This window comes from Corynebacterium sp. CCUG 71335, from assembly GCF_024454075.1.
Taxonomy (GTDB): Bacteria; Actinomycetota; Actinomycetes; order Mycobacteriales; family Mycobacteriaceae; genus Corynebacterium; species Corynebacterium genitalium.
On the sequence record NZ_JAGPYY010000001.1, the window covers coordinates 245,670 to 269,197 of the forward strand.

The 23,528-nt window shown below is 62.4% G+C and carries 22 protein-coding genes and 1 tRNA gene; 15 read left to right on the plus strand and 8 right to left on the minus strand.

Annotated elements, in window-relative coordinates; translation table 11 throughout:
- Window positions 1-50 precede the first annotated feature (50 nt).
- Together KBX19_RS01220 and KBX19_RS01225 are read left to right on the plus strand one after the other, a co-directional pair.
- Window positions 51-761, plus strand: coding sequence for a M23 family metallopeptidase (locus KBX19_RS01220; protein ID WP_255997111.1), 711 nt, complete (start codon window positions 51-53; stop codon window positions 759-761).
- 314 nt (window positions 762-1,075) lie between these two features.
- A complete protein-coding gene (locus KBX19_RS01225; protein ID WP_255997112.1) occupies window positions 1,076-1,753 on the plus strand; it encodes a M23 family metallopeptidase in 678 nt (225 codons plus the stop codon).
- Here the strand turns inward: KBX19_RS01225 and pcrA are convergent, their stop codons facing one another.
- Window positions 1,754-4,048, minus strand: coding sequence for a DNA helicase PcrA (gene pcrA / locus KBX19_RS01230; RefSeq protein ID WP_255997113.1), 2,295 nt, complete (start codon window positions 4,046-4,048; stop codon window positions 1,754-1,756).
- Window positions 4,049-4,118: 70 nt separating this feature from the next.
- Here pcrA and KBX19_RS01235 point away from each other — a divergent pair, with 70 nt between their 5' ends.
- The gene (locus tag KBX19_RS01235) at window positions 4,119-4,412 is read left to right on the plus strand and encodes a chorismate mutase (RefSeq protein ID WP_255997114.1); all 294 of its coding nucleotides are present in this window, start codon (window positions 4,119-4,121) and stop codon (window positions 4,410-4,412) included.
- A gap of 164 nt (window positions 4,413-4,576) precedes the next feature.
- A complete protein-coding gene (locus KBX19_RS01240) occupies window positions 4,577-5,587 on the plus strand; it encodes a hypothetical protein (RefSeq protein WP_255997115.1) in 1,011 nt (336 codons plus the stop codon).
- Between the two features lie 103 nt (window positions 5,588-5,690).
- Here the strand turns inward: KBX19_RS01240 and KBX19_RS01245 are convergent, their stop codons facing one another.
- Window positions 5,691-6,014 (minus strand): antibiotic biosynthesis monooxygenase, encoded by a 324-nt coding sequence (locus tag KBX19_RS01245; protein ID WP_255997116.1) that lies wholly within the window; start codon window positions 6,012-6,014, stop codon window positions 5,691-5,693.
- A gap of 63 nt (window positions 6,015-6,077) precedes the next feature.
- On the opposite strand from KBX19_RS01245, the gene pgi reads away from it, so the two are divergent.
- The 3 genes from pgi (at window position 6,078) to KBX19_RS01260 (ending at window position 9,955) form a co-directional block, all read left to right on the plus strand.
- Window positions 6,078-7,715 carry a glucose-6-phosphate isomerase gene (gene pgi, locus KBX19_RS01250; RefSeq protein ID WP_255997117.1) on the plus strand — a complete coding sequence of 546 codons (1,638 nt, stop codon included), beginning with the start codon at window positions 6,078-6,080 and terminating at the stop codon, window positions 7,713-7,715.
- 46 nt (window positions 7,716-7,761) lie between these two features.
- Window positions 7,762-9,246: a glutamate-cysteine ligase family protein gene (locus KBX19_RS01255; RefSeq protein ID WP_255997118.1), complete on the plus strand. Its 1,485-nt coding sequence runs from the start codon at window positions 7,762-7,764 to the stop codon at window positions 9,244-9,246.
- Window positions 9,247-9,322: 76 nt separating this feature from the next.
- Complete coding sequence (locus KBX19_RS01260) at window positions 9,323-9,955, plus strand: DedA family protein (RefSeq protein ID WP_255997119.1); 633 nt, start codon at window positions 9,323-9,325, stop codon at window positions 9,953-9,955.
- Window positions 9,956-10,057: 102 nt separating this feature from the next.
- Here the strand turns inward: KBX19_RS01260 and KBX19_RS01265 are convergent, their stop codons facing one another.
- The gene (locus KBX19_RS01265) at window positions 10,058-10,906 is read right to left on the minus strand and encodes a DNA-formamidopyrimidine glycosylase family protein (protein WP_255997120.1); all 849 of its coding nucleotides are present in this window, start codon (window positions 10,904-10,906) and stop codon (window positions 10,058-10,060) included.
- Window positions 10,907-10,917: 11 nt separating this feature from the next.
- Here KBX19_RS01265 and KBX19_RS01270 point away from each other — a divergent pair, with 11 nt between their 5' ends.
- Complete coding sequence (locus tag KBX19_RS01270; RefSeq protein ID WP_255997121.1) at window positions 10,918-11,145, plus strand: hypothetical protein; 228 nt, start codon at window positions 10,918-10,920, stop codon at window positions 11,143-11,145.
- Window positions 11,146-11,156: 11 nt separating this feature from the next.
- Here KBX19_RS01270 and KBX19_RS01275 read toward each other — a convergent pair whose 3' ends face one another.
- Window positions 11,157-15,881 (minus strand): ATP-dependent helicase, encoded by a 4,725-nt coding sequence (locus tag KBX19_RS01275; RefSeq protein WP_255997122.1) that lies wholly within the window; start codon window positions 15,879-15,881, stop codon window positions 11,157-11,159.
- Between the two features lie 88 nt (window positions 15,882-15,969).
- Between KBX19_RS01275 and KBX19_RS01280 the strand changes: the two genes are divergently transcribed.
- Genes KBX19_RS01280 through KBX19_RS01295 form a run of 4 tightly spaced genes read left to right on the plus strand, consistent with a single transcriptional unit; the run spans window position 15,970 to window position 18,360 of the window.
- A complete protein-coding gene (locus KBX19_RS01280; RefSeq protein WP_005291399.1) occupies window positions 15,970-16,743 on the plus strand; it encodes a 3'(2'),5'-bisphosphate nucleotidase CysQ in 774 nt (257 codons plus the stop codon).
- A complete protein-coding gene (locus KBX19_RS01285) occupies window positions 16,740-17,564 on the plus strand; it encodes a thymidylate synthase (RefSeq protein ID WP_255997123.1) in 825 nt (274 codons plus the stop codon). The genes KBX19_RS01280 and KBX19_RS01285 overlap by 4 nt, the downstream gene beginning before the upstream one ends.
- Window positions 17,565-17,566: 2 nt before the next feature.
- Window positions 17,567-18,085, plus strand: a complete 519-nt coding sequence (locus KBX19_RS01290; protein WP_005291404.1) for a dihydrofolate reductase — start codon at window positions 17,567-17,569, stop codon at window positions 18,083-18,085.
- 2 nt (window positions 18,086-18,087) lie between these two features.
- A complete protein-coding gene (locus KBX19_RS01295) occupies window positions 18,088-18,360 on the plus strand; it encodes a mycoredoxin (RefSeq protein ID WP_255997124.1) in 273 nt (90 codons plus the stop codon).
- Window positions 18,361-18,553: 193 nt separating this feature from the next.
- Here the strand turns inward: KBX19_RS01295 and KBX19_RS01300 are convergent, their stop codons facing one another.
- Window positions 18,554-19,150, minus strand: coding sequence for a TetR/AcrR family transcriptional regulator (locus KBX19_RS01300; protein ID WP_370686981.1), 597 nt, complete (start codon window positions 19,148-19,150; stop codon window positions 18,554-18,556).
- A 52-nt stretch (window positions 19,151-19,202) separates the two neighbouring features.
- On the opposite strand from KBX19_RS01300, the gene KBX19_RS01305 reads away from it, so the two are divergent.
- Window positions 19,203-20,282 carry a GNAT family N-acetyltransferase gene (locus KBX19_RS01305; RefSeq protein WP_255997125.1) on the plus strand — a complete coding sequence of 360 codons (1,080 nt, stop codon included), beginning with the start codon at window positions 19,203-19,205 and terminating at the stop codon, window positions 20,280-20,282.
- Window positions 20,283-20,400: 118 nt separating this feature from the next.
- Here KBX19_RS01305 and KBX19_RS01310 read toward each other — a convergent pair.
- The 3 genes from KBX19_RS01310 to KBX19_RS01320 all read right to left on the minus strand — a co-directional run bounded on the left by KBX19_RS01310 (window position 20,401) and on the right by KBX19_RS01320 (window position 21,075).
- Window positions 20,401-20,473: transfer RNA gene (locus KBX19_RS01310), tRNA-Arg, on the minus strand.
- Between the two features lie 78 nt (window positions 20,474-20,551).
- The gene (locus tag KBX19_RS01315) at window positions 20,552-20,923 is read right to left on the minus strand and encodes a hypothetical protein (RefSeq protein WP_005291412.1); all 372 of its coding nucleotides are present in this window, start codon (window positions 20,921-20,923) and stop codon (window positions 20,552-20,554) included.
- Complete coding sequence (locus KBX19_RS01320) at window positions 20,920-21,075, minus strand: hypothetical protein (protein ID WP_005291414.1); 156 nt, start codon at window positions 21,073-21,075, stop codon at window positions 20,920-20,922. Before KBX19_RS01320 ends, KBX19_RS01315 begins: the two co-directional genes overlap by 4 nt.
- A 154-nt stretch (window positions 21,076-21,229) precedes the next feature.
- Between KBX19_RS01320 and KBX19_RS01325 the strand changes: the two genes are divergently transcribed.
- Both KBX19_RS01325 and KBX19_RS01330 read left to right on the plus strand, forming a co-directional pair.
- The gene (locus KBX19_RS01325) at window positions 21,230-22,420 is read left to right on the plus strand and encodes an ABC transporter substrate-binding protein (protein WP_255997126.1); all 1,191 of its coding nucleotides are present in this window, start codon (window positions 21,230-21,232) and stop codon (window positions 22,418-22,420) included.
- A 19-nt stretch (window positions 22,421-22,439) separates the two neighbouring features.
- Complete coding sequence (locus KBX19_RS01330; RefSeq protein WP_005291418.1) at window positions 22,440-23,525, plus strand: iron ABC transporter permease; 1,086 nt, start codon at window positions 22,440-22,442, stop codon at window positions 23,523-23,525.
- The last annotated feature ends 3 nt before the right edge of the window (window positions 23,526-23,528 follow it).

The window sequence follows — 23,528 nt, forward strand, 5'->3', positions numbered from 1 at the left end:
TACGATTATGGAACGACCCGTAACCCATTGACGATCTAACGAGGTTTAAGTTGAACTCTTCGAGCGCACGCCGCACCCACGGCAAGCACCGGAAGCAGACCCCTAACAAGGGCCGTGTCGCACTTGTCGCCCTGACCACGGGCGCAGTGACAACTGGCGGCGCTTCGGTAGCTACCGCGGCTAATAATGACCGCCTTGCCGATGCGCAGACTGCTTTTGACGGGATTGCCCCCGCCGAAGAGGCAGCTCCGCAGGAAGCACCGCAGATCCTGGCGATCAGCGAGTACAAGCCGGTGGACAACCTTTCTGAACAGCTGGGGAAGGCTGTTGAGTTCGCACAGGAGCGCAAGGCAGCAGACGAGGCCGCCCGCACACCGAAGTCCATGAAGCCGGCAGAGGGCACTTTCACCTCCGGTTTTGGCTCGCGCTGGGGCGCGATGCACAACGGCATCGACATCGCCAACGCCGTGGGCACCCCGATCATCGCTGTGGCTGATGCCGTGGTCATCGACTCCGGCCCGGCACAGGGTTACGGCAACTGGATCCGCCTCCGCCACGATGACGGCACCGTTTCCGTCTACGGCCATATGGAGACCCTCGACGTCGCCGTCGGTGAGCGCGTCAAGGCTGGTCAGAAGATCGCTGGCATGGGTAGCCGCGGCTTCTCCACCGGCTCCCACCTCCACTTTCAGGTCCACCCTGACGGCACCACCCCGGTCGACCCTGTGCCGTGGCTCGCAGCTCGCGGCATCACGGTTTAGAACCTCCGTAGAACGCCCCCTCCTTATCGGGAAGGGGGCGTTTTTCGTTGCATGGTGGCGCTTCTGGTACAGGTTTCAATCACGGAAAATCACCCCCGCCCGATACCCCCGCCTCAAAACTCACAGGTTTCACATTAGTCACAGAAGTTAACTACCGTATCCAGCACGTTTCTATGGAATCCTTCCCCTTCAGGAGCGAATCAGCACGTCAACGGCCGTGTCAGAGCATTGATCGGTGCTCCAGAGCCAGTTAGCATGTGGCGAGTTCAACGGACCATTCCATGCGTAGAGACGAAGAAGCAAAGAAGGATGCAATGAAACGACGCTTGATCGCCGCAGCGGTGGCCCTCACAACCCTGGCCGCCATCCCCGCGCACGCCATCAACGTGTCTGTCGACGGCGAAGACGTCGATGGTCTCACCCCCGCCCTGCCGTCCATCGGCATGGCCCTCGACGACATCCTGTCCCAGGGAGCCACGTTCTCTGCGGCCGGCTACAGCATCGTCTACGACCCACGCGCCCTGCCGGAGTACGACGAGGAGGAAGCGACCGTCGAGGTCCCCACCACCTCCGTGACCCCGCAGGAGGGCACCGCGCCAAGCGGCCAGAAGGTCGTCCTTCCGGCAGAGGGCCGCTTCACCTCAGGCTACGGCCCGCGTTGGGGCCGCATGCACAACGGCATCGACATCGCCAACGGCATCGGCACCCCGATCTACTCCGTCATGGACGGCACCGTGATCAACGCCGGCCCGGCGCAAGGCTTCGGCAAGTGGGTCCGCGTGCGTCACGACGACGGCACCATCACCGTCTACGGCCACGTCCACTCCTTCAACGTGAGCGTGGGCCAGCGCGTGACCGCAGGCGAGCAAATCGCCGAGATGGGCAATGAGGGCCAGTCCACCGGCCCGCACCTGCACTTCGAAGTCCGTCCGGGCGGCGGCAACGCCATCGACCCGGTGCCGTGGCTCAAGGACCGCGGCATTGAGGTGTAGCTAGAGCTTTTCCATCGGCACACCGCCGATGAGCATCAGCCGCACGGTTCCGCTGGAACCGAAGTCGATGGTGACGGTCTCCCTGGCGCCGACACCATCGACACTCATGACCGTGCCCAGCCCGTACTTAGCGTGGTTAACGCGGTCGCCCTTAGCCAGGTGCAGATCCTTATTCACAGGTGTGCGCTCGCGGCGCGGCATTGCACGCCGCGAAGGCGCGGGACTCCCCCACGCTTCGTTGGAGAACGAGTACTCCGGTTCAACCCGGCGCCAGTCGAGGAGGTCTTCCGGGAGCTCTGCGAGGAAGCGGCTGGCAGGGTTGTTCATCGGACTGCCCCACGACGAGCGGGTCAGCGCGCGAGTCAGGTAGAGCCGCTCCCGGGCACGCGTGATGCCTACATAGGCGAGACGACGCTCCTCCGCGAGCTCAGCTGGATCGCCCATTGCCCGCATGTGCGGGAACTGGCCGTCCTCCCATCCGGTGACGAAGACGACCGGGAACTCCAGGCCCTTCGCCGTGTGCAAAGTCATCAGGGTGACCACGCCCTGACCCTCATCCGGGATCTGGTCCGCGTCTGCGACCAACGACACACGCTCCAGGAACGCCTGCAGCGACCCCGGCTGGGCCTCACCGCTCTCCGGGTCCCACTCCTCGCCATAGGCCATCTGGTTTGCCGCTTCAGAGGAGAACTCGCGCGCCACAGAAACCAACTCGTTGAGGTTGTCTAGGCGCGCCCCGTCCTGCGGATCATTCGAGGCTTCCAGCTCCGCCTTGTACCCCGTGACGTCGAGAATGCGCGTCACCAAAGCCCCCAAGTCGGGCATTCCTGTGACTTCGTTTCTCAGCTCCGGCAACTCGTCCCGCAGCCCTTGAATCATCTCGACAAAACCGCCGATCGCGTTCTTCGCGCGGGGGCCTAGGGTGGGGATCTCTCCCGCTGCGCCGTCGATAAGCGCCCGCCCGAAACTCATCCCGTGATTGTCCGCGTGAAGCGCGACCATCGCCTGCGCTTTGTCGCCGATGGCGCGCTTGGGCACGTTGATGATGCGTCGCATGCTCACCGAATCATCCGGGTTGTCCAGAATGCGCAGGTACGCAACGATGTCTCGGATCTCGCGGCGCTCGTAGAAGCGCGTGCCGCCGATCACCTTGTACGGGACACCGGCGCGGATGAAAATATCCTCCAACGCGCGAGACGAGTTGTTGGTGCGGTACATCACGGCAATGTCGCCATACTGCACTCCCCGATCAGTGAGCTCGTCGATCTCGGTGGAGACGAAACGAGCCTCATCGTGCTCATTGTCCGCGACGTAACCGACGATCTTCTCCCCTGTGCCCGTGTCAGTCCACAGCTTCTTCGGGCGGCGGCCAGCATTCTGCGCGATCACGGCATTCGCTGCGGCAAGGATGTTCTGCGTCGAGCGGTAGTTCTGCTCCAGCAGGATCGTCGTGGCATCGGGGTAATCACGCTCGAACTCCTCAATGTTGCGGATCGTCGCGCCGCGGAAGGCGTAGATCGACTGATCCGAATCACCAACGACCGCCAGCTCCGGCGCATCAGGGCCATTGCCGACGAGGGTGTGGATCAGCTCGTACTGCGCGTGGTTGGTGTCCTGATACTCATCCACAAGCACGTGCCGGAAGCGGCGACGGTAGTACTCCACCACCTGCGGATGCTGCTTGAACAACCCGACAACCTCGCCGATCAGATCGTCGAAGTCCACCGCATTGCCCTCCCGCAGCCGACGCTGGTACTGCGTGTACACCGCGGCCACGGTGACCTCGAAGGGGTTCTTCGTCGTCTGGGCGTTCGCAGCCGCCTCCTCCGGACCAATGAGCTCGTTTTTCAGGTTCGAGATCCCGTTGGCCAGCGTCCGCGCGGAGAACTTCTTCAGGTCCAAGTTCATCTCTTTGGCGATCATGCCCAGCAAACGGCGCGAATCATCACCGTCATAAATGGTGAAGTTCGTGTTCAGCCCCGGCACCAGCTGCGCCTGCTGCCGCAGAATACGCACGCACACAGAGTGGAACGTGGCCACCCACATTCGCTCCGCCTGCGGGCCGATGAGAGCACCCACGCGCTCCTTCATCTCGGCGGCGGCCTTATTGGTGAAGGTGATCGCCAGAATCTCCCCCGGCGCCACCCCACGCTCCTGCAGCAGATACGCAATGCGCCGCGTCAGTACAGCCGTCTTGCCAGAGCCCGCGCCAGCGACAATGAGCAGCGGGCTGCCCGTGTGCTCCACGGCGGCCTTCTGCTGCGGATTCAACCCCAAAGTCAAGTCAGTTCCCATGATGGGTACAACCGTACTAGGCGGGTGTACCACACCTGTCCCGCAGCCGGTCATGGCAGAATAAAGCGCTATGAGCGAGTTCGAGATCAGGCATCCGTCGGGCACCGACGATCCGCTTTCCGACGCTGAAATTCAGAGCTACCGGCAAGAGATCGACCGACTCGACCGGCTGATACTCGACTCCGTGAAGCGCCGCACCGAGATCTCCCAAGCGATCGGCAAAACCCGCATGGGTTCCGGCGGGACGCGGTTGGTGCACAACCGCGAGGTGGCCATCATCAACCAGTTCCGCGACGAGCTGGGAGAAGAAGGCCCGAACCTGGCGGCGATCCTGCTCAGGCTCGGGCGGGGCAAGTTGGGCTAAGTTAGCGGGCGGCCTGGATATAGTTTGCACCCGGCCCCTTCCGAGCTGACAAAACCGCAGGTCAGATTTAACTTCCACGGCAAGCGTGCAAACTATATCCAACAAGGCCACACTGTTCGCGATTCAAGGGAACCGAACCACCCTTCCCGCAGTCTAAGAAGGGCATGGGCTACACAAAACTTGCGTGCGTCGATCGGATGGCTATTTCCCGCCGAGTCCCCGGCACCCTCAACCGGACAGGCGGGGGAATTCAGGTTTCTTCCGGTTTCTTCGCGTCAGACTTCCCGGTTCGATCACCTGAACTTGCCCGGCACGATGCCCGATTCCACCCCCACAACACCGCCTACCGGGTGCCTGCCGGTCTACGAGCTGTAGCCCACGCCCATGAGAACCCCAACTGCGTGGTCGCAGGTCTCAGCGCTCTCGCCCTGTTGGGTTTTCCCTACCTAGCCGACTCGTGCGACACCACGATGAACACACCGGTGGATCGGAGGGAAAGGGAATGGGGGCTGGTCAGGAGGCGTCGAAAAGCGAAGGGCACGTGGACCGTCATTTGGAACGGGCTAGAGATACCCGTCAGCGCACCACCCGACGCTGTCGTTGAAGCTGTTCAAGATGTCCGCGCAGGGATCCACTCATGGTCAAGCCCAGCATGGGTAGCTGACCCTATCGTCCTGTGGGCTGTCCAGCTAGTCGACGCCTCACGCCACCTACTTGGAGTCACCCCCGAATCCATCCTGGATGCCGCGCGCGGCCGAGTGGACAACCGATGGCTGCGCAACGTTCTCCAGCTCTCTAGCGCGCGGGCTGAATCGCCCAAAGAAACTGAGATGCGTCTCATGTGCACAGCGCTGACGGAAAAACCCAACCTCATTGGCGACACTGAATGGGCACAGGCCGCGCGGGAATTCGGATCACACGGGCTCGCCTTCACCGAGCAAGTCCCGCTTTACGACGGCCCACGCCTCATCACCACCTTCGACCTCGCCCTTACAGACCTCAAGATTGCCCTGATGTACGACGGCGAACACCACCTAGCTCGCGGCCAACGAGACACCGACTTCCGGATCAACCTGGAATGCCAGCTCATGGGATGGACCGTCGTGCGGATCTCAGCTGGGACGCTCTACGACCTACCAAGAATCCTCCTCGCGTTGCTCCGGGAAAGGGCCTAGAGGCGGCGTCAAGATATTGTTTGCATTCGCTCGTGACGGTCTGGACAAAACCCCAGTTCAGAATTGTTTGCCTGTGCAACTATGCAAACTAAATCTCGGGCCCCTAGTCCTCCTCGAGCGAGTCGAGCACGACCTCGAACTCGAGCAGTTCCGCACCGGATGCGACAGGCTTGCGGGCCTCCCCGCCTTCCCGGCCCTCGCCGTGTGCAGAGCGGCCTTCCCCAGCCCACCAGTTGTTGTAGGACTCTTCATCCGCCCAGCGGGTGACCACGAAATAGCGCTCTTCCCCCTTGACGGGGCGGAGCAGCTGAAAGCCTTCGAAACCGGGCTGATTGTCAATGGCGTGTTTGCGGGCCTTGAAGCGCTCCTCCAGGTGCTCGCCAGCGCCCTCAGGGACAGTGATCGCGTTGATCTTCACAATGCTCATGCGGCCCATTATCCCCGAAAATTAACCCCGAGAGCCCGCGAGAATTTCACTACCCTTGGGGCCATGACCGACATCACCTCCACCGCTGCCTGGAACAACCTGCTCAAGCTGCACGCCGAGAAGAAGGCGACCACCCTGCGCGAACTGTTCGCCCACGATGACAACCGTGCTGAGACCTACACTTTTGACGCTGCTGGCCTGCACGTCGACCTGTCCAAGAACCTCGTTGACGCCGACATTCTCGCCGCGCTCGTGGAGCTCGCCGAGGAGGCCGACCTGAAGGGTGCCACGGAGAAAATGTTCACCGGCGAGCACATCAACTCCACTGAGGACCGTGCTGTGCTGCACACCGCGCTGCGCATCCCGGCGGAGCGGGATCTGAAAGTCGACGGCCAGGACGCTGCAGCAGACGTCCACGAAGTGCTGGGCCGGATGCGCGATTTCGCCTCCAAGCTGCGCTCGGGCGAGTGGCAGGGACACACCGGCCACACGATCAAGAAGGTGGTCAACATCGGTATCGGCGGCTCGGACCTGGGTCCCGCGATGGCGGCAAACGCGCTGCGCACGTACGCCACGGCGGGCATTACCGCCGAGTTCGTCTCTAACGTCGATCCAGCTGACATGTCCCGGGTCCTCGATGAGGTCAATCCGGAGGAAACGCTGTTCATCGTTGCATCGAAGACCTTCACCACGCAGGAGACCCTGTCCAACGCGCATGCTGCGAAGCGTTGGCTGCTGGAGCAGTTCGACGGTGACCAGTCCGCCATCGCAAAGCATTTCGTAGCGGTGTCCACGAACGCGGAGAAGGTCGCCGAGTTCGGCATCGACACTGACAACATGTTCCCGTTCTGGGACTGGGTCGGCGGCCGCTACTCGGTCGATTCTGCAATCGGTCTGTCGCTCATGGCGGTCATCGGCCCGCAGGACTTCATGCGTTTCCTCGAGGGCTTCCACGCGATGGACGAGCACTTCCGCACCACCCCGAACGAGCGCAACGTCCCGGCACTGATGGGCCTGCTCAACGTCTGGTACCGCAACTTCTACGGCGCGCAGACCCACGCCGTGCTCCCCTACTCCGAGGACCTCTCCCGCTTCCCCGCCTACCTTCAGCAGCTCACCATGGAGAGCAACGGCAAGAGCACGCGTATCGACGGCTCCCCCGTCACCGTCGACACCGGCGAGATCTTCTGGGGAGAACCGGGCACGAACGGGCAGCACGCCTTTTACCAGCTCATCCACCAGGGAACGACGATGATCCCGGCGGACTTCATCGGCTTTGCCACCCCGAAGGAAGACCTGCCGACGGCCACCGGTGAAGGATCGATGCACGATCTGCTCATGGGGAATTTCTTCGCCCAAACCAAGGTGCTTGCTTTCGGGAGGACGCAGCAAGAGGTGGAGGCAAGTGGCGTCGATAAGCAGCTGGCGCCGCACAAGGTCATGCCGGGCAACCGCCCGACCACCACGATCCTCGCCCCAGAACTCACACCGCACGCGCTTGGCGCGCTCATCGCGCTGTACGAGCACATCACCTTCACCCAAGGCGTGATCTGGGGCATCAACTCCTTCGACCAGTGGGGTGTTGAGCTGGGCAAAGAGCAGGCCAACCAGCTGGCGGGCGCTGTCAGCGGCGAAGAAACACCCGACACCGGCGACGCTTCAACGGACGCGCTGATTCGCTGGTACCGCGAACAAAAGTAAATGAAATGCGGTTGATCGGCGCCGCCTGCGGTTATTCTTGACAACCATGGGCGACGCCGTATCACGCGATTCTTATACCCCGAAACAGCGGACGCAGTACCGCAATTACCTGCTCGACGAGCTCGAGGTTTTTGACAAGCACCTCCAAAAGGCCGAATTCGTCGATCACGGCACGATCGGTTTGGAGCTCGAGCTCAACCTCGTCGACGAGAATGCAGCGCCTGCGGGTTGCAACGATGCGGTGCTCGCTGAGCTTTCAGATGAATATCAGGCAGAAGTCGGGCGCTACAACGTCGAGGTGAACCACCCTCCGTTGTCGATGGAAGGCGACGGGCTCACGAGGCTGCACAACGGCCTGAACGAGCGCCTGCACAATGTGCAGGAAGCCGCGGCGACGGCAGGAGCGCGGATGGCGATGATCGGCACCCTGCCGACCGTCACCACCGAATACCTGAAAAGCCCCGAGTGGATGACCAAAGAGAACCGCTACGCTGCCCTGACAAACTCGGTGATGCAGGCCCGCGGCGAACTCGTAGACATCGACATCGCGCGCGAAGAGCGGTACCGCGAATCCTTTGAGGACATTGCTACCGAGTCCACCTGCACCTCGATGCAGCTGCACCTGCAGGTCGCCCCCGACCGTTTCGCGGACGCGTGGAATGCCTCCCAAGCTATCGCGGGCGTGCAGGTGGCGCTCGGAGCAAACTCCCCACTGTTCTTAGGCCACCGAGTGTGGCACGAATCCCGCATCCCCATCTTCCAACAGTCCATGGACACCCGCACCGCGGAGCTGGTTAACCAAGGTGTGCGGCCGCGTGTGTGGTTCGGTGAACGCTGGATCACGTCCGTGTTCGACCTGTTCGAGGAAAACGTCCGCTACTTCTCCCCGCTCATCCCGGAAGGCCGCGCCGAAGCAGGCAAACCGATCATGGACGGCAACAGCCCCGGCCTGCACTACCTCAATCTGCAGAACGGCACGATCTGGCGGTGGAACCGGCCGATTTACGATCCGTCGACGGAGCTGTCCCACATCCGCGTGGAGAACCGCATCCTCCCGGCGGGCCCGACGACGATCGACATCATTGCGGACGCAGCCTTCTACTACGGCATGGTCAAGTTCCTCGGCGAACAGACTCGACCCGTCTGGTCGCGCCTAACTTTCACCGACGCGACGAATAACTTCTTCGCCGGCGCGCGCGACGGCCTCGGTGCCCGGGTTGTGTGGCCCACGCTGGGGCGTATCGACGTCTCCAACCTCGTCCTCAACCACCTCCTAGACCAAGCGCGACTCGGGTTGGAGATGCTCGAGGTCGACGAGAACTTGATTGACAAGTACCTGGGCGTCATCGAAGGGCGCGCGTGGCGGCGCCAGAACGGCGCATCGTGGCAGCTCGATGCATTGGCCTCCACCGGCGTGGGCACGAAGCCCGGTTCCCCGGAACGCCAGGACGCACTTGCCCGTGTGCTCGAGGCGTACCTGGAGAATCAGAAGACCTCCGCCCCGGTGCATACCTGGTCAACAGATATCTAACGGTGCACGTTTCTAGTCCAGATACCTTTAGCGGATAGAGTGCTAGACGACTGACCGCCAGAAGAAAGAGTGACGCGTGTCCGGAATCATCGATTGGATTGTCAACCTCATGGATGCCCTCGGTGCCCCTGGCGTCGGCATCGCGATCCTGCTGGAGAACCTCTTCCCGCCAATCCCCTCGGAGGTCGTGCTGCCGCTGGGCGGCTTCACCGTCGCGCAGGGTTCCCTGAACTTCGTGTCGGTGTTCATCTGGGCGACCATTGGTTCCGTCGTCGGCGCGTACATGCTCTATGGCCTGGGTGCGTGGTTGGGCGCCGACCGCCTGCGCGCCATCGCGGATTGGATGTGGCTGGTCAAGGCCTCCGACGTGGATAAAGCTCTGGAGTGGTTCGACCGTTACGGCAAGCCGTCGATCTTCTTCGGGCGTCTCATCCCCGGCGTGCGCTCGCTGATCTCCATTCCCGCCGGCCTCGACCGAATGAACCTGCTCACTTTCGGCCTGTGGACCACCCTGGGCTCCGGCATTTGGAACTTCATCCTGATCTACCTCGGTTTCAAGCTCGGTGAGAACTGGGACGTTGTCGAGCGCTACGTCGACCAATACTCCAAGGTCGTCTACGTCCTGCTCATCCTCATCATCCTAGGCTTTTTGGTCTTCTTCATCCGCCGCGCCATTCGTGAGCGCAACGAGACCGCACCGCAGGGCTAACGGGGCCGCATCCCTTGCGGAAAAGCTGACAAACTGGATTTCCACCTAGCAACGTAACTGCAGCTCACAGCGTTTTAGTCGTTTGAGCACGGTCCCGCTATGTCAACTTTTCCGCACGGCGCGTTCTGCCCAGCCCTCTGGCTCTGGCTGGCAGGTGGGGCACCACCAGATCACGCGCTCAAGGTCACCCGCACCGCCGAGGAATCCGTTTTTGATCAAGGTGGTGCAGCGTCGGCAGGGTTTATTGTTACGACCGAAGACGTAAGCCGTCTCCCCGGCCCGTTTCACCCCGGTGGAGACGCGTTTGACCTCCTCTTTGTTCGTCCACATGAGGCGGCGGGAGATATCGACGATCGACCGAACCTTCTCCTCCCCCAACTCCCCAACGGTGCGGGCAGGGTGGACGCCGGCGAGGAAGCAGATCTCGGCGCGGTATTCGTTGCCAATTCCCGCGACACGGTATTGGTCCAGGAGCGCGCGCCCGATCTCTCTTTCCGGTGCGGCGAGAATGCGTCGATAAGCCTCCGCAGAATCGAAGTCTTCCGCGAGCATGTCTGGGCCGAGATAGCCCATCTCCTCCTCGTACGCGGCGGCAGGGAAGACGTCGACAAGACCGAGGGAATGGCCGACCAGCTCGATATCGCCGGCCGGATCCGCAAGCTGGAGCACGACTCGAGCTGTGTGACCAGGCTTCTTCCATCGGCTGCCCGCGCGATGGACTGACCAGGTTCCCTCCATCTTGAGGTGGGTGTGCAAGATCTCGGGCTCGTAGCCGCCCGCGCCGAACTGCATGAACAAGTGCTTACCGTAGGGCCAGACACGCTCGACGGTCATGCCGGTGAAGTCGACGGTGGCAAAGCGGGGCACGCGCAGAGAGCATTTGGTCACTTCGCGGCCGGTCATGAACTGCAGCCGTTTGGACAGCTGGTAGACGGAATCACCCTCGGGCATAATGAAATTCTATGTTCTTCTTTTTTGGCCACCAGCCGACCCCTGAAGAATCGCTCGTGGGGTTCTTCACCGACATGGACGAAGCAGTCGATTGGGCACGAGGTGTTCTCGCGCGCACGGGAACTGACCCTGAACAGGAATTCATCAAGGCGGTCAAAGACATTCGCACCGCTAACCGACGGATCGGGCTGGCGGCTGCCAACCACCTGGTCAAAGAGGTCAACGCCCGAAAGGGCTGAACGCAGCACGTTTAGTCATCGAAGCTGAGGTCGTCCAGCTCCATTGACTTGATCGCGTCCGTCACGGTCCGTCCGCGGCGCTTCGGGCTGGATACGACCCTGCCTCCGATCTTCGCGCCCTTCGGGGAGCCGCCGGCGCCGTAGTCCTTGAGGACGAACGCCGGGCCGCCGTCGAGTTTCTCCACCGTCAGCGGGGTCATCCTCCCCTGCCCCACCATTTCGGCCAGGGCGGAAACGATCATCCGCATCAGGTCGTCTTGAGAACCAACGCCCTCGGGGAAGCCGTCGAAGAAGGTGGTCATGTTTTTGCCGCCGCGGGTGATGTGGGCGGCGAGGAGGCCGTCGATAAGCACGACGAGCGCACCGGCAGTCCGTGTCGGGCCGGATTCTGGCCATGGCAACGCCGCGCCGTACGGGTTCGCGGGGTCGGTGGCGGCAAGCACGTAGACCTTCGGTTCCTTGGTGCCGGACGGCCAGCCGACGAGGTCATCTGAGTCCTGGTGCCCGCGCAAACGGTCGATCGTGGCTGGCGTGGAGAATTGCGCGGCGCCGAGCCCTTCGACGAGGTAGCCGCGCATGGCTTTGCCGGACTCCTCGAAACCGGAGAGGGTTTTATAGGCCAGGGCGAAACCGCCGGGGATGTCCTCGGAGACGATGCTGCCGCGGGTGACCACGCCGTAACGGTCAAGCCACGCCTCGCCGTGTGCCAGCGAACGTTGCGTCGGATCAGTGTCAGGCGTTGGTGTCGCAGCCCAGCGCCCGGTCATGTCCGGCGGAGTCACGGTGGTGAAGGTGGTGCGCCCAGAGCGAATTCTGCTTCTCGACGGCCGCCGCTTCGCCCTGTGCGCCGTCTTCCCATGCTTACCGCCGGCGAGGCGAGCACGGATCGGAGCGAACGAGTCAGGTGCGATCAGACCCGCCTCGACGAGATCCCACACGGACTCGCGGAGCTCGTCGGTGGTCGCGCTGCGCGCACCACCGACACCATCCAACAAGTCAGTGAACAGGTAGCCGCCGCCGGCGCGGATCTTGTCCATCACCTGCTGCTGGGTGAGACTGAGCAAGGGTTCTTCCGGGATCGGCATGAGTTGGGCGGCGTAGTCGGCGGGCAGCAGCATGATCCACGGGTCGCGTGCGCCGGCCTTGCCAGCCCCGACGATGACGACTTCGCCGCCCAGCGTCAGCTCATCGAGCATCTCCGGGGAGTAGTCGCCCACGCGCGACGGGAGGATCATGGACTCCCACGCGCTGGCAGGAAGGCGGACGCCAGCGAGCTGCTCAATGACCGAATACACGCCGTCCGCACCGCGCAACGGCGGCCGCGTGCCGGCAGGGGCGATGTTGAGCCAGGCCGGCATGAACCGGCCGAGCGCCGATTGTGAGACCGGGCGAGTCTGCGCGCGGGCAGCGGCGAGCGACCGGGTGCGCACGATGCGCAGAACCTCGGCGGCCATGTACTCCTGCTCGTCGACACCCTGGCGGTAGCGGCCTTCAATGACCTTGTCGGCGTCAACCAGCGGGGTCAACGCCGTGTAGGCCGCACCGACCGACAGACCGAATGCCTCAGCCAGGTCGCGGAGCGTGAACGGCCCACGCGTGCGCACCCAGCGGCTCACCAACTGGTTCAGAGCGTCCGGGATGGTGGCCACTTGGGCGGGGATGCCGGGCGGGACAGGGACGCCGAGCCCGTCGCGAAGCAGTGGTGCATCGAGTGATTGCGCCAGATGCTCGCGGCCGCCGATGCGGACCACCATGACTCGCTTTGTCAGGCTCTTTTCGAGACCTGACAAAGGAACCGAGGTATAAGTGGTCAATTCATCCAGAGGGACGGGGCCGACGATGCGCAGCGTGTCCGCGAACTGCTCGGAGGTGTCCGCCTTGCCGACGCGGCGGAGGGAGGCGTCGACCTCTGCGATCACATCAGCGTCGAGAAGCTCTCTTAGCTCCACGGTGCCCAGCAATTTAGCTAGCAGCGACGGGTCGAGCGAGAGGGCCGCGGCGCGCTTTTCTGCCAGCGGGGTGTCGCCTTCGTACATGAACGCGCCGGTGTAGTTGAACAGCAACGACGAGGCAAAGGGGCTCGGCTGGTCCGTGGTCACCTCAGCGACGCGGATGCGGCGGGTGGCCAGCTGGCGCATCACGTCCTGCAGCGCCGGCAAATCGTAGACATCCTGCAAACACTCGCGGACTGCCTCGAGGATGATCGGGAAGGACGGGTAGTTTCGGGCAACGTCGAGAAGCTGCTCGGCGCGCTGACGCTGTTGCCACAACGGCGCGCGTTTGCCCGGGTTGCGGCGCGGCAGAAGCAGTGCGCGGGCGGCGCACTCGCGGAACCGGGACGCGAAGAGCGCGGAGTTGCCCACCTGCTCAGTCACGATGTCCGCGATCTCGTCTGCGTCGAAGCCGAACACTGACGCATCCGGCTCCTTCTCGCCCTGCGGCAGGCGCAGCACAATGCCGTCATCACCCGCGACAGCCTGGGCATCCATACCGGTCTCCTGCGCCACGCGCCACCCCGTCGCCAACGCCCACGCGGCATTGACCCCTTTGCCGAACGGGGTGTGCAGCACGACCCGCCAGTCCCCCACCTCATCCGTGAAGCGTTCGAGGACCAGCGTTTTCTCATCAGGGATGATGCCAGTCGCTTCCTCCTGCTCGTCGAGGTATTTCAGGAGGTTGCCGCGGGCGTACGCATCCAGACTCGGGTCGATCTCACCGCCGCTTTTCGCTTCTCGACGAAACTCGCCAAGCGCAAGACCCAATTCATACGGCCGGCCCAAACTGTCGCCGGACCAGAACGGCAAGCGGCCGGTGTGGCCCGGCGCGGGGCTGACCTGGACCTGATCGCGCGTGATGTTCTCAATCCGCCAACTGGATGCGCCGAGTGTGAACACGTCTCCGACGCGGGATTCATAGACCATCTCCTCGTCGAGCTCCCCGACGCGCCGGGGTGCTCCTCCGTCGGCGTCCGTGCCGATCAGGAACACTCCAAACATTCCTCTGTCCGGAATGGTGCCGGCGTTGGTGACAGCAACGCGTTGGGCGCCTGGGCGGGCTTTCAGGGTGGTGCCGTCGAGGATCGCGCGGGGACGCAATTCCGCGAAGTCGGTGGATGGATAGACGCCGACAACGAGGTCAATGACCGCGTCGAAAACTTCGCGGGCCAGGTCACGGTACGGCCAGGCGCGGGTGACGGTCTCGTACCAGTCGTCGACTTCGAGGTCCTCCACCGCGACAGCGGCGACGGTCTGCTGTGCGAGCACGTCAAGCGGGCTTTTCGGGGTGTGCAGCTCCTCGATCAGGCCCTCACGCATACGGGGCACGGTCACCGCTGTTTGGACGAGATCGGAACGGTGCTTTGGGTAGAACGAGCCCTCTGACACGGCTCCGACGGAGTGCCCGGCGCGACCGACGCGCTGCAGCCCCGAGGCCACCGACGGAGGGGATTCGACCTGGACGACCAGGTCCACCGCACCCATGTCGATGCCGAGCTCGAGCGAACTCGTAGACACCACTGCCTTGAGGGTGCCTTCCTTCAGGGCAGTCTCCGTGGTCACGCGCTCTTCTTTGGACACGCTGCCGTGGTGGGCGCGGGCGATCACTGGCGCGGCTTTGCCTGCCAAGTCGGTCGCCTTCATCAGTTGCGCTGGTGGGCGCCGAAGTTCCGGGCTGAGTGCTTCCGGGTCGTGCTCCGCCGCCCAGATCTCGTTGAGGCGGCTGGTCAGGCGCTCCGCGGTCCGGCGCGCGTTGACGAACACGATCGTCGAGCGATGCGCCATAATCTCCCGGTACAACTGCGCCTCGATGTGCGGCCAGATGGACGATTGGCCCGGAGTTGGCGGCGGGGCGAGGTCGAAGTCAATGACATCTTCGGCTGTCGGAGTGACATCGATAACCGCATCCCCGATCGGGGATCCCTCTTCGGGCACCGGCAGGTCACTCATGTCCTCAACGGGCACGTGGACATCGAGCTTCCATTTCTTCTCCGCGGGCGGGTTGACGATGGTCGTGCGCTCCCCCAGGAAGTTCGCCACCGCGTCGAGCGGCCGGACGGTTGCCGAGAGACCAATGCGCTGGAAATTCCCGGCAAGGCGGCGCAGCCGCTCCAGCGACAGCGCCAAGTGGACACCGCGCTTCGTGCCGGCAAGCGCGTGTATCTCGTCGATAATGACCGTGTCGACTGTCTTGAGAATCCCCGCCGACTTACTGGTGAGCATCAAGTACAAGCTCTCCGGCGTGGTGATGAGAATGTCCGGGGGTTTGCGGGCCTGCCGGTTGCGTTCAGACTGCGGAGTATCCCCCGAGCGCACCGCGACGGAAACATCCGGCATGTCCAGACCCATCCGCTGGGCCACGCGGGCGATACCGGTGAGCGGGGCGCGGAGGTTGTTCTCCACGTCCACACCGAGCGCTTTCAGCGGGGAGATATAGAGGACTCGGACACCCTCGCGCGTCCCCTCAGTGCTGCGCTGCAGCGCGGCGTTATCAGCGAAATGCAGCGACTGCTGCCCCGCGCGACCCACCATCTGGTTTAGAGACCACAGAAATGCAGCTAGCGTCTTACCTGAACCAGTCGGGGCGACCACGAGGGTGTTCTCCCCCTCCGAAATCGACCGCCACGCCTGGTCCTGGACTGCAGTCGGCCCCGCGAAGACCTCTTCGAACCAGGTGGCTACCTGGGGGTGGAAGCGGTCGAGGACGCGGTCTGCGTCCCCGCTTGGGCGACGGTCGGGCATGCGGGTCATTCTAACGCGCCCGCACCGTGCACCCTGCACCGTTATCGTGCACTGCACCCCGGTGAGGGTTAGCGGTATGGTTTGAACCATGACGGCAACGTACTCGGACTCACGGTTGACTAACCTGATTGCTCTTGGCACCGGCGAAATCCTCAAAGGCATCCGCGGTGTCGGGCTGTTGCGCGGACGCGAGCTCGGGGAAGCCGGCGATGACCTTGCTCAGAACTGGATTGCCCGGGTCCTAGAGCAGCACCGCCCGGATGACGGTTTCCTGTCCGAAGAAGCAGTGGATGATCTTTCCCGTCTGGAGAACAACCGCGTGTGGATCGTGGATCCGCTCGACGGAACAAAAGAGTTCGCGACCGGCCGCCAGGACTGGGCAGTGCACATCGCCCTCGTCGAGGACGGGGTACCCACGCACGCGGCTGTCGGCCTGCCGGACCTGGGCGTGGTGTTCAAGTCCTCCGATGTCCGCCACGTTGCCGGCCCGCTGTCCCGCAAGATTGCGCTGTCCCACAACCGTCCGCCGGCTGTCGCCCGTTTCATCGCGGACAAGCTCGGTTTTGGCGCTGAAGGTATCGGTTCGGCCGGCGCGAAGGCGATGCACGTGCTGCTCGGTGATTATGACGCCTACATTCACGCCGGCGGCCAGTACGAGTGGGACCAGGCGGCGCCGGTGGGTGTCGCTAAGGCAGCAGGCCTGCATGCTTCGCGTCTCGACGGCTCCGAGATCCGCTTCAATAACCAAGACACCTACATTCCGGACTTGCTCATTTGTCGCCCCGAGCTTGCCGACGATATTCTCTCCCACGCCGCCACTTACCTCGAAGAGAATGGCAGTTACGAGGGCATCGCAAAGTGACAGATTCCATTAACACCAATAGCGCTATCAACACACCGTACGAGGACCTCCTCCGCGAGATCCTCGACACTGGTGTTGCCAAAGAAGACCGCACGGGCACAGGCACGGTCAGTGTCTTTGGCAAGCAGCTGCGCTACGACCTGTCGGACTCATTCCCGCTCCTGACCACCAAGAAGGTCTACTTCAAAGGCGTCGTCGGTGAGCTGCTCTGGTTCCTCAAAGGCGACTCGAATGTCCGCTGGCTGCAGGAGAACAATATTCGGATCTGGAACGAGTGGGCTGACGCCAATGGCGAGCTGGGCCCGGTCTACGGCGTGCAGTGGCGTTCCTGGCCCACCCCGGATGGCCAGCACATCGATCAGATCCAGAATGCGCTCGATTTGCTTAAACAAGACCCGGAATCGCGCCGCAACGTCGTTTCCGCGTGGAATGTCTCGGAACTGGACAAGATGGCGCTCATGCCCTGTCACCTGCTTTTCCAGCTCTATGTCGCCGATGGCAAGCTGTCTATGCAGGTCTACCAGCGTTCGGCAGACATGTTCCTGGGCGTCCCGTTCAATATCGCGTCCTATTCGCTTCTGACCCACATGTTCGCTCAGCAAGCGGGTCTTGAGGTCGGCGAGCTGATTTGGACGGGCGGCGACTGCCACATCTACAACGATCACATTGAACAGGTCAAAGAGCAGCTTTCGCGTGAGCCACGCCCGTATCCGCAGCTAGAGCTCGCCAAGGCGGAGTCCATCTTCGACTACGGCTTCGACGACATTGCGGTCACAGGCTACGACCCGCACCCGACGATCGCAGCGAAGGTCTCGGTGTAGCGATGCTCGGCGCAATCTGGGCGCAGTCTGTCGACCACATCATCGGCGATGGCGCAGACATGCCGTGGCACCTGCCGGAGGACCTCAAGCATTTCAAGGAGACCACACTTGGCAACCCCGTCATCATGGGCCGCCGCACGTGGGAATCGCTCCCCTTCAAGCCGTTGCCGAGCCGCACCAACATCATCATTTCCTCGCGTGAAGCGGACACCTGGTCGAAGGGCGCGTACGTCTACCGCGACCTGCCCGACCTCGACACCGACGCGTGGATCATCGGCGGGGCACAACTCTACGAAGCCACGCTCGACGAGGTCGACGTCATCGAGCGCACGCTTATCGACGTCTCCCTCGCCCCTGTCCTCCCCCACAATGCCGTATACGCCCCGCGGATCAGCGAGGATTTCGAGCTGGTCAGTGAATCCGACTGGCTCACCTCAGAGCGCGGCCGCGTGACCATCGAGGGCGTGGAGGAATCTCCCCTTCGCTACCGCTTCCAACGATTCAAACGAAAGGCTCAATAGCGTTGGCTACCACCCCTGAGACAACGTCCCCCGTCACCGTCTTCGCCACTTCCTGGTGCCCGTTTTGCACCAGGCTGCTCGCGGACCTGCGCTCCGCCGATGCCCCGCACGAGATCGTCGACGTCGAAGCCCCCGGCAACGAGGACGCCTCCGCCTGGGTCGAGTCCGTCAACAACGGCAACCGCGTCGTGCCCACCGTCCTCTATTCCGACGGCACCCACGCCACCAACCCACCCGCCGGCGAGGTGCTGGCGAAGATCGCCGAGCTGAACTAGCCCCCAGGCTGCAATTTTCAACGCCCACTCAAGCTCGTATTTTGCAAAATACGGGCTTTTTGAAAAATAGATGCTTAAGCTGGCACCCTAGATTGCAATCGTCCATCCTGGGAAAACAACACTACGCAAGCCTATATGCAGCTAAAAAGGTCTTCCACAGTCACGGCTTCGGCCCGAGAAACGGGATGGTTCGTCAAGATAAGAGTTTCTTGATGCCTTCGGAGAGGATCTCTTGTGGGCTAATGTGGTGCGCCGCGTGGAGGCGCGCATAAGCCGGGGCTTGTTCGGGGTCGATGGCAACACGCTTTTCGTCGGGTGCCATGGGAGCAGTCAGAGAGGCGCCGATTACTAGGTTTGACAACCGGTAGGCAGTTCCCAACGGGCCCGGGACTCCCTCTCGCTCGAGGAGGACGCACATGCGCTCAGAAAACTCCAGGTAAGCAGGGCCCCTGGGCGCGCGCATCCCAATGACCTGACCTGCCCACCGGTGGGTCGTGAGGTGTGTGAAGAAATCTTGCATCAGGGTGGGCAGGTCGGAGGTACGGATCGAGTCCGACATCACGGGGTCGTCTGCAAGCGCTGTATCGAGGGCGAGGTCGAATAGGTCATCGACTGACTCCACACGGGAGTACAGGCTGGCTGGAGCGACGCCGACTTGTTGAGCCACAGCTCTCATGGTGAGCGCCCTCAGCCCACCTTCGTCCAGCAACCTCGCTGATGCTCTTGCAATTTCCGCAATATCCACGGCGCGGAGACGCTGAACAGGTTTTCGGTGTTCCCAGTAACTCACCCCACCAGCCTAACCAAACATGCACCTATCCAAACTATGTTAGTTTTGGCATATGTTGGATGCCACAAACCTCCCGATCACCTTTGAGAACACTCGCCTACGCCCTCTCTCCGAACTAGATGCAGACGCGTATGCAGCCGGCAGCAAAGATGAAGCTGTTCGGCGCTTCGCCCACCTGCCCGAACCCGACTACACCCCCGAGTCCGTGCGACGGATGATCCGTGAGGAGGTCGCGACGGGCCTCTCGTCCGGCACGTTGGCCGCCCTCACACTTGCCGACGCTGAGACCGACCGGTTCGTGGGTTCCGTGGTTCTCTTTGACATCAGCCCCGCGGCTGCCGAGGTTGGGTTCTGGATTCATCCCGATGCACGAGGGGATGGACATGCCCGTCGGGGCTTGGAGCTGGCATCACGCTTCGCGCGCAGCAGTGGGCTTCAAACCTTGACGGCACGCACGCTTCCGGAGAACACGGCCTCCCAACGCTGCTTGACGACGGCGGGCTTCCGCGAGACTGGACAAGATGTAGGAACCACGCCCGCAGGGCATCGCGAGGAGTTGATCCATTACCGGCGCAATCTCGTGTCCACACCCACGTGGCCGTTGACGACAGAACGGCTTCGACTCCGCCTGCATGAGACAGACGATGCCGCATGGCTTCACGATTTGTACTCACGACCTGACGTTGCTCGTTACCTGTTGGACGAGCCATGGACTTTGGAAGTCACCCGCGACAATCTCACGGAGCGGCTATCAAAGACTGACCTCGATGGAGAGGCTGCTGCACTTGCACTGGTCATTGAGCATGACGTCACCCCTATCGGAGACGTCGCACTGTGGCTCACAGATAAGGAACACCGCCAGGCGGAGATTGGGTGGGTGCTCCACCCCACGCACGGTGGACAAGGCTTTGCCAGCGAAGCCGTCCGCGCGGTACTTGCCCTCGGGTTTGATCACTACCATCTCCACCGCATCACCGCGCAGATGGATGCCCGTAACAGTGGCTCCGCGGCGCTCGCTAAGCGCGTTGGACTCCGGCTCGAAGCTCATCACGTCCAAAACTGGTTCAGCAAGGGCGAATGGACCGACACCCTCGTATACGCGCGACTAGCCTCCGAGAACACGGGCCAATGATTGGGTCGCTGATATGCGCGGGTTTCGGCCCAAACTTCCTTGGTGCCGGTCCCTGCACAACACAAAACACCTCACCTATGCATACAGGTAGAGGAGCTTTCCGTGTTCAGAAAAGTTGCGCCCCAGAGAAGAATCGAACTTCCGACACCGGCTTTAGGAGAGCCGTGCTCTATCCACTGAGCTACTGAGGCAACGAGAAGCTACGTTACCGCACCGACTTCTCGCCACGAAAGAAGCGGCCCGGATTGCCTTTGACCGGCCGCGAAAAACTACAGTCTCGCCAGTACCTGGTCGAGTGTCTCGTTGGCGGCTTGGATGGACTCTTCAGAGTCGTCTTTCAAAGCGATGGAAATGAAGGCTCCGTTCTTAACAGCAGCCAAGCTGTACAGCGGGAACTCCATTCCGTCATCGAAGACTGAATGCTGGAGCGTCGCAGCGCCCTTCTCGGCATCGGCGTTGAATGGGAGCTCTTTCTGTGTGATTTCTTGAGTTACTCCGTGCGCCTCGTAGGTGTACGAGCTGCACTTATCCTTATCCACCCCGTCATCGAAGATTCGGTAGTCGGCAATATCCGATGCCTCAGCTATGAGTGTGAAGCTGTCGATATCAAGGTCCGCCATCGTGAAGTTATCGACGTTCATGCTTGCTCGCTCTTGGCGCTAATGCCGTCTGCCTGGCGCTCCTGCTGCTGGGCAGTCTCGTCGCTTGAACTGCAACCAGCAACAGACATGAGCAGTGCGGCGGCTCCGAGAGCTTTCAGCGTGCGAGATGGGGACAGGCTCCTAGGCATCATGCGCCCAATGGTAGGTGCAGGGAACCGCATTGGCCGAGGATCTCACCCTGAAATCCGCATTAGGGCACAATCTTGTTTTCTAATTAGGCATGCCTTAGCCTTTTAAGGGTTACCCGAAACTAAGCATAGGCTTACTTATATCGAAAGGTGGATCGTGAAGTTTCCACGCACACTCGCAGCGCTGCTGTTTTCGTTCATCGCAGTGCTCGGTCTCGCCGGCTGCGCCTCCGATTCCAGCGGCAGTGACGCCGCAGGTTCCAACGGGGACGAGAAAAACGGCGAGGCAGTTCTGACCGTCACCGACGCGGCGGGCCGCACGGTCGATTTCGACCAGCAGCCGGAGCGCATCCTGCTGGCTGAAGGCCGCGGCATCTTCGCCACCTCTATCTTGCAGGACAATCCGTTTGAGAAGGTCGTGGCATACGGCGACGACTTTGAAAAGGCGGCGCCGGCCATGCGCGACAAGATCCTGGAGAAGTTCCCGGAGGCCAAGGAGCTGCCGCAGATCGGTTCCCTGCAGAAGGGCGATGTGACCGTGGAGAACCTCCTGGCACAGAAGCCGGATGTCGTTGTCATGACGCTGGACCAGAAGACGGTCGCCGAGCAGAACGGCTTCCTCACCGACATGGACGCGGTCGGCCTGAAGTACGTCTTCACCGACTTCCGCCAGGATCCGCTGAATAACACCGAGGTGTCCATGAAGCTCTTCGGCGATCTCTTCGGCAAGTCCGACCGCGCGGCAAGCTACAACAAGTTCTGGTCCGAGAAAGTCAGCGATATCACCGAGCGCGTCGACACAACGACGGAGAAGCCCAAGACCGTTGTGTGGATGGCAGCCGGCTTCAAGGACTGCTGCGCCATCGCGGGCGACGCCAACCTGGGCAAGCTCGTCGATGCGGCGGGAGGCCACAATGTCGGCCCGGAGATTCTGGGCACCGATGAAACGGAGATCACCCCGGAGAAGCTCGTCGAGGTCAACCCGGACAAGCTCGTCGTTTCCGGCGGCGAGTGGGCGCCCGACCCGCAGAAGACCGACGCGTTCAGCCATGTCGAGCTGGGCTACCAGGCCGACGAGGCAGCGGCACGCGAGTCCTTCGGCGGCCCGCTCCACGGCCCGGGTATGGAACAACTGACGGCCCCTAAGGAGGGCGATTTCTTCGCCGTCTACCATCAGTTCTACGACAGCCCGTACAACGTGTTCGCTCTCGAGGCATTCGCCAAGTGGCTCCACCCGGAGGAATTCGGGGACCTGGACCCGGCGAAGGACTTCGAGGACTTCCACGCCGAGTGGATGCCGATCGATTACAGCGGCACCTTCTTCCTCGACGGATACGAAGCCAAATAAGCGATAAGAAAAGAGCTCAATGACCACACGCGTAGCGCCCGACACCGAGCAAGAGAAGGATTCGCCGGACCGTGGGATTGAAAGTTACCGTCGCCGCGGCCGTCGTAAAGCAATCGCAATTGCTCTCCTGATCCTCGGTGCGATCGCGAGCTTCCTCGTCGCGGTTGTCGTTGGGCCCATCGATCTTTCGCTTAGCGACGTCTTCCGCGCCGTCTTTGACCCCGATTCCGTCGACCAGCAGACTGAGACCGTCGTGCGCACTCTCCGCCTCCCGGCGGCGGTGATGGCGGTGCTCGTCGGCGCGTCGTTGGGGCTGTCCGGCGCGCAAATGCAGACGATCCTGGACAACCCGTTGGCGGAGCCGTTCACCCTCGGCATCTCAGCCGCGGCTGCTCTCGGCGCGGCGGTGTCCATCGTGATGGGCTGGACGCTCATCCTGAACGCGCAGCTCAACCTCGCGCTCACCGCGGCGCTCTCCGCTCTCTTCGCGGTGCTGATCATCGCGGGCGCGGCGATCTGGCGCGGTGCGAACGCGGAATCGATGATTCTGCTCGGCATCGCCCTGTCCTTCTTCTTCCAGGCGGTGCTCTCCCTGCTGCAATACGTGGCTTCCAATGAGGCGCTCCAGCAGATCGTGTTCTGGACGATGGGCTCGATGCAGCGCGCGTCGTGGACGGCGAATATCGTGATCGCCGTCGTGCTCGCTCTGGCGATCCCCTTCTGTGTGGTCAACTCGTGGCGGCTCACCGCGCTGCGGCTTGGCGACGACCGTGCGGCGGCGCTCGGCATCAACGTGCAGCGCCTGCGCGTGACCACCCTGATCGTCGCTTCGCTGCTGGCGTCCGCGTCTGTGGCGTTCACCGGCATCATCGGTTTCATCGGCCTGGTCGGCCCGCACATCGCACGCATGATCGTCGGCGAAGACCAGAAATTCTTCCTCCCCGGCGCGACCGCTGCCGGCGCCATGCTCATGAGCCTCGCGTACGCAGTGTCGCTCTCGATCATTCCCGGCGTGGCCATTCCACTGGGAATCATTACCTCGCTCGTCGGCGTACCGTTCTTCGTGTTCCTGATCTTCACCCGCTCGCGTGGAAGGAGTGCTTAAGCC

What these genes read in the sequence shown, in the direction of transcription:
- KBX19_RS01225 (WP_255997112.1), top strand. Translation starts at nt 1,076, where the DNA reads ATGAAACGACGCTTGATCGCCGCAGCGGTGGCCCTCACAACCCTGGCC.
- pcrA (WP_255997113.1), bottom strand. Translation starts at nt 4,048, where the DNA reads ATGGGAACTGACTTGACTTTGGGGTTGAATCCGCAGCAGAAGGCCGCC.
- KBX19_RS01235 (WP_255997114.1), top strand. Translation starts at nt 4,119, where the DNA reads ATGAGCGAGTTCGAGATCAGGCATCCGTCGGGCACCGACGATCCGCTT.
- KBX19_RS01240 (WP_255997115.1), top strand. Translation starts at nt 4,577, where the DNA reads ATGGGCTACACAAAACTTGCGTGCGTCGATCGGATGGCTATTTCCCGC.
- KBX19_RS01245 (WP_255997116.1), bottom strand. Translation starts at nt 6,014, where the DNA reads ATGAGCATTGTGAAGATCAACGCGATCACTGTCCCTGAGGGCGCTGGC.
- pgi (WP_255997117.1), top strand. Translation starts at nt 6,078, where the DNA reads ATGACCGACATCACCTCCACCGCTGCCTGGAACAACCTGCTCAAGCTG.
- KBX19_RS01255 (WP_255997118.1), top strand. Translation starts at nt 7,762, where the DNA reads ATGGGCGACGCCGTATCACGCGATTCTTATACCCCGAAACAGCGGACG.
- KBX19_RS01265 (WP_255997120.1), bottom strand. Translation starts at nt 10,906, where the DNA reads ATGCCCGAGGGTGATTCCGTCTACCAGCTGTCCAAACGGCTGCAGTTC.
- KBX19_RS01270 (WP_255997121.1), top strand. Translation starts at nt 10,918, where the DNA reads ATGTTCTTCTTTTTTGGCCACCAGCCGACCCCTGAAGAATCGCTCGTG.
- KBX19_RS01275 (WP_255997122.1), bottom strand. Translation starts at nt 15,881, where the DNA reads ATGCCCGACCGTCGCCCAAGCGGGGACGCAGACCGCGTCCTCGACCGC.
- KBX19_RS01280 (WP_005291399.1), top strand. Translation starts at nt 15,970, where the DNA reads ATGACGGCAACGTACTCGGACTCACGGTTGACTAACCTGATTGCTCTT.
- KBX19_RS01290 (WP_005291404.1), top strand. Translation starts at nt 17,567, where the DNA reads ATGCTCGGCGCAATCTGGGCGCAGTCTGTCGACCACATCATCGGCGAT.
- KBX19_RS01305 (WP_255997125.1), top strand. Translation starts at nt 19,203, where the DNA reads ATGTTGGATGCCACAAACCTCCCGATCACCTTTGAGAACACTCGCCTA.
- KBX19_RS01315 (WP_005291412.1), bottom strand. Translation starts at nt 20,923, where the DNA reads ATGAACGTCGATAACTTCACGATGGCGGACCTTGATATCGACAGCTTC.
- KBX19_RS01320 (WP_005291414.1), bottom strand. Translation starts at nt 21,075, where the DNA reads ATGATGCCTAGGAGCCTGTCCCCATCTCGCACGCTGAAAGCTCTCGGA.
- KBX19_RS01330 (WP_005291418.1), top strand. Translation starts at nt 22,440, where the DNA reads ATGACCACACGCGTAGCGCCCGACACCGAGCAAGAGAAGGATTCGCCG.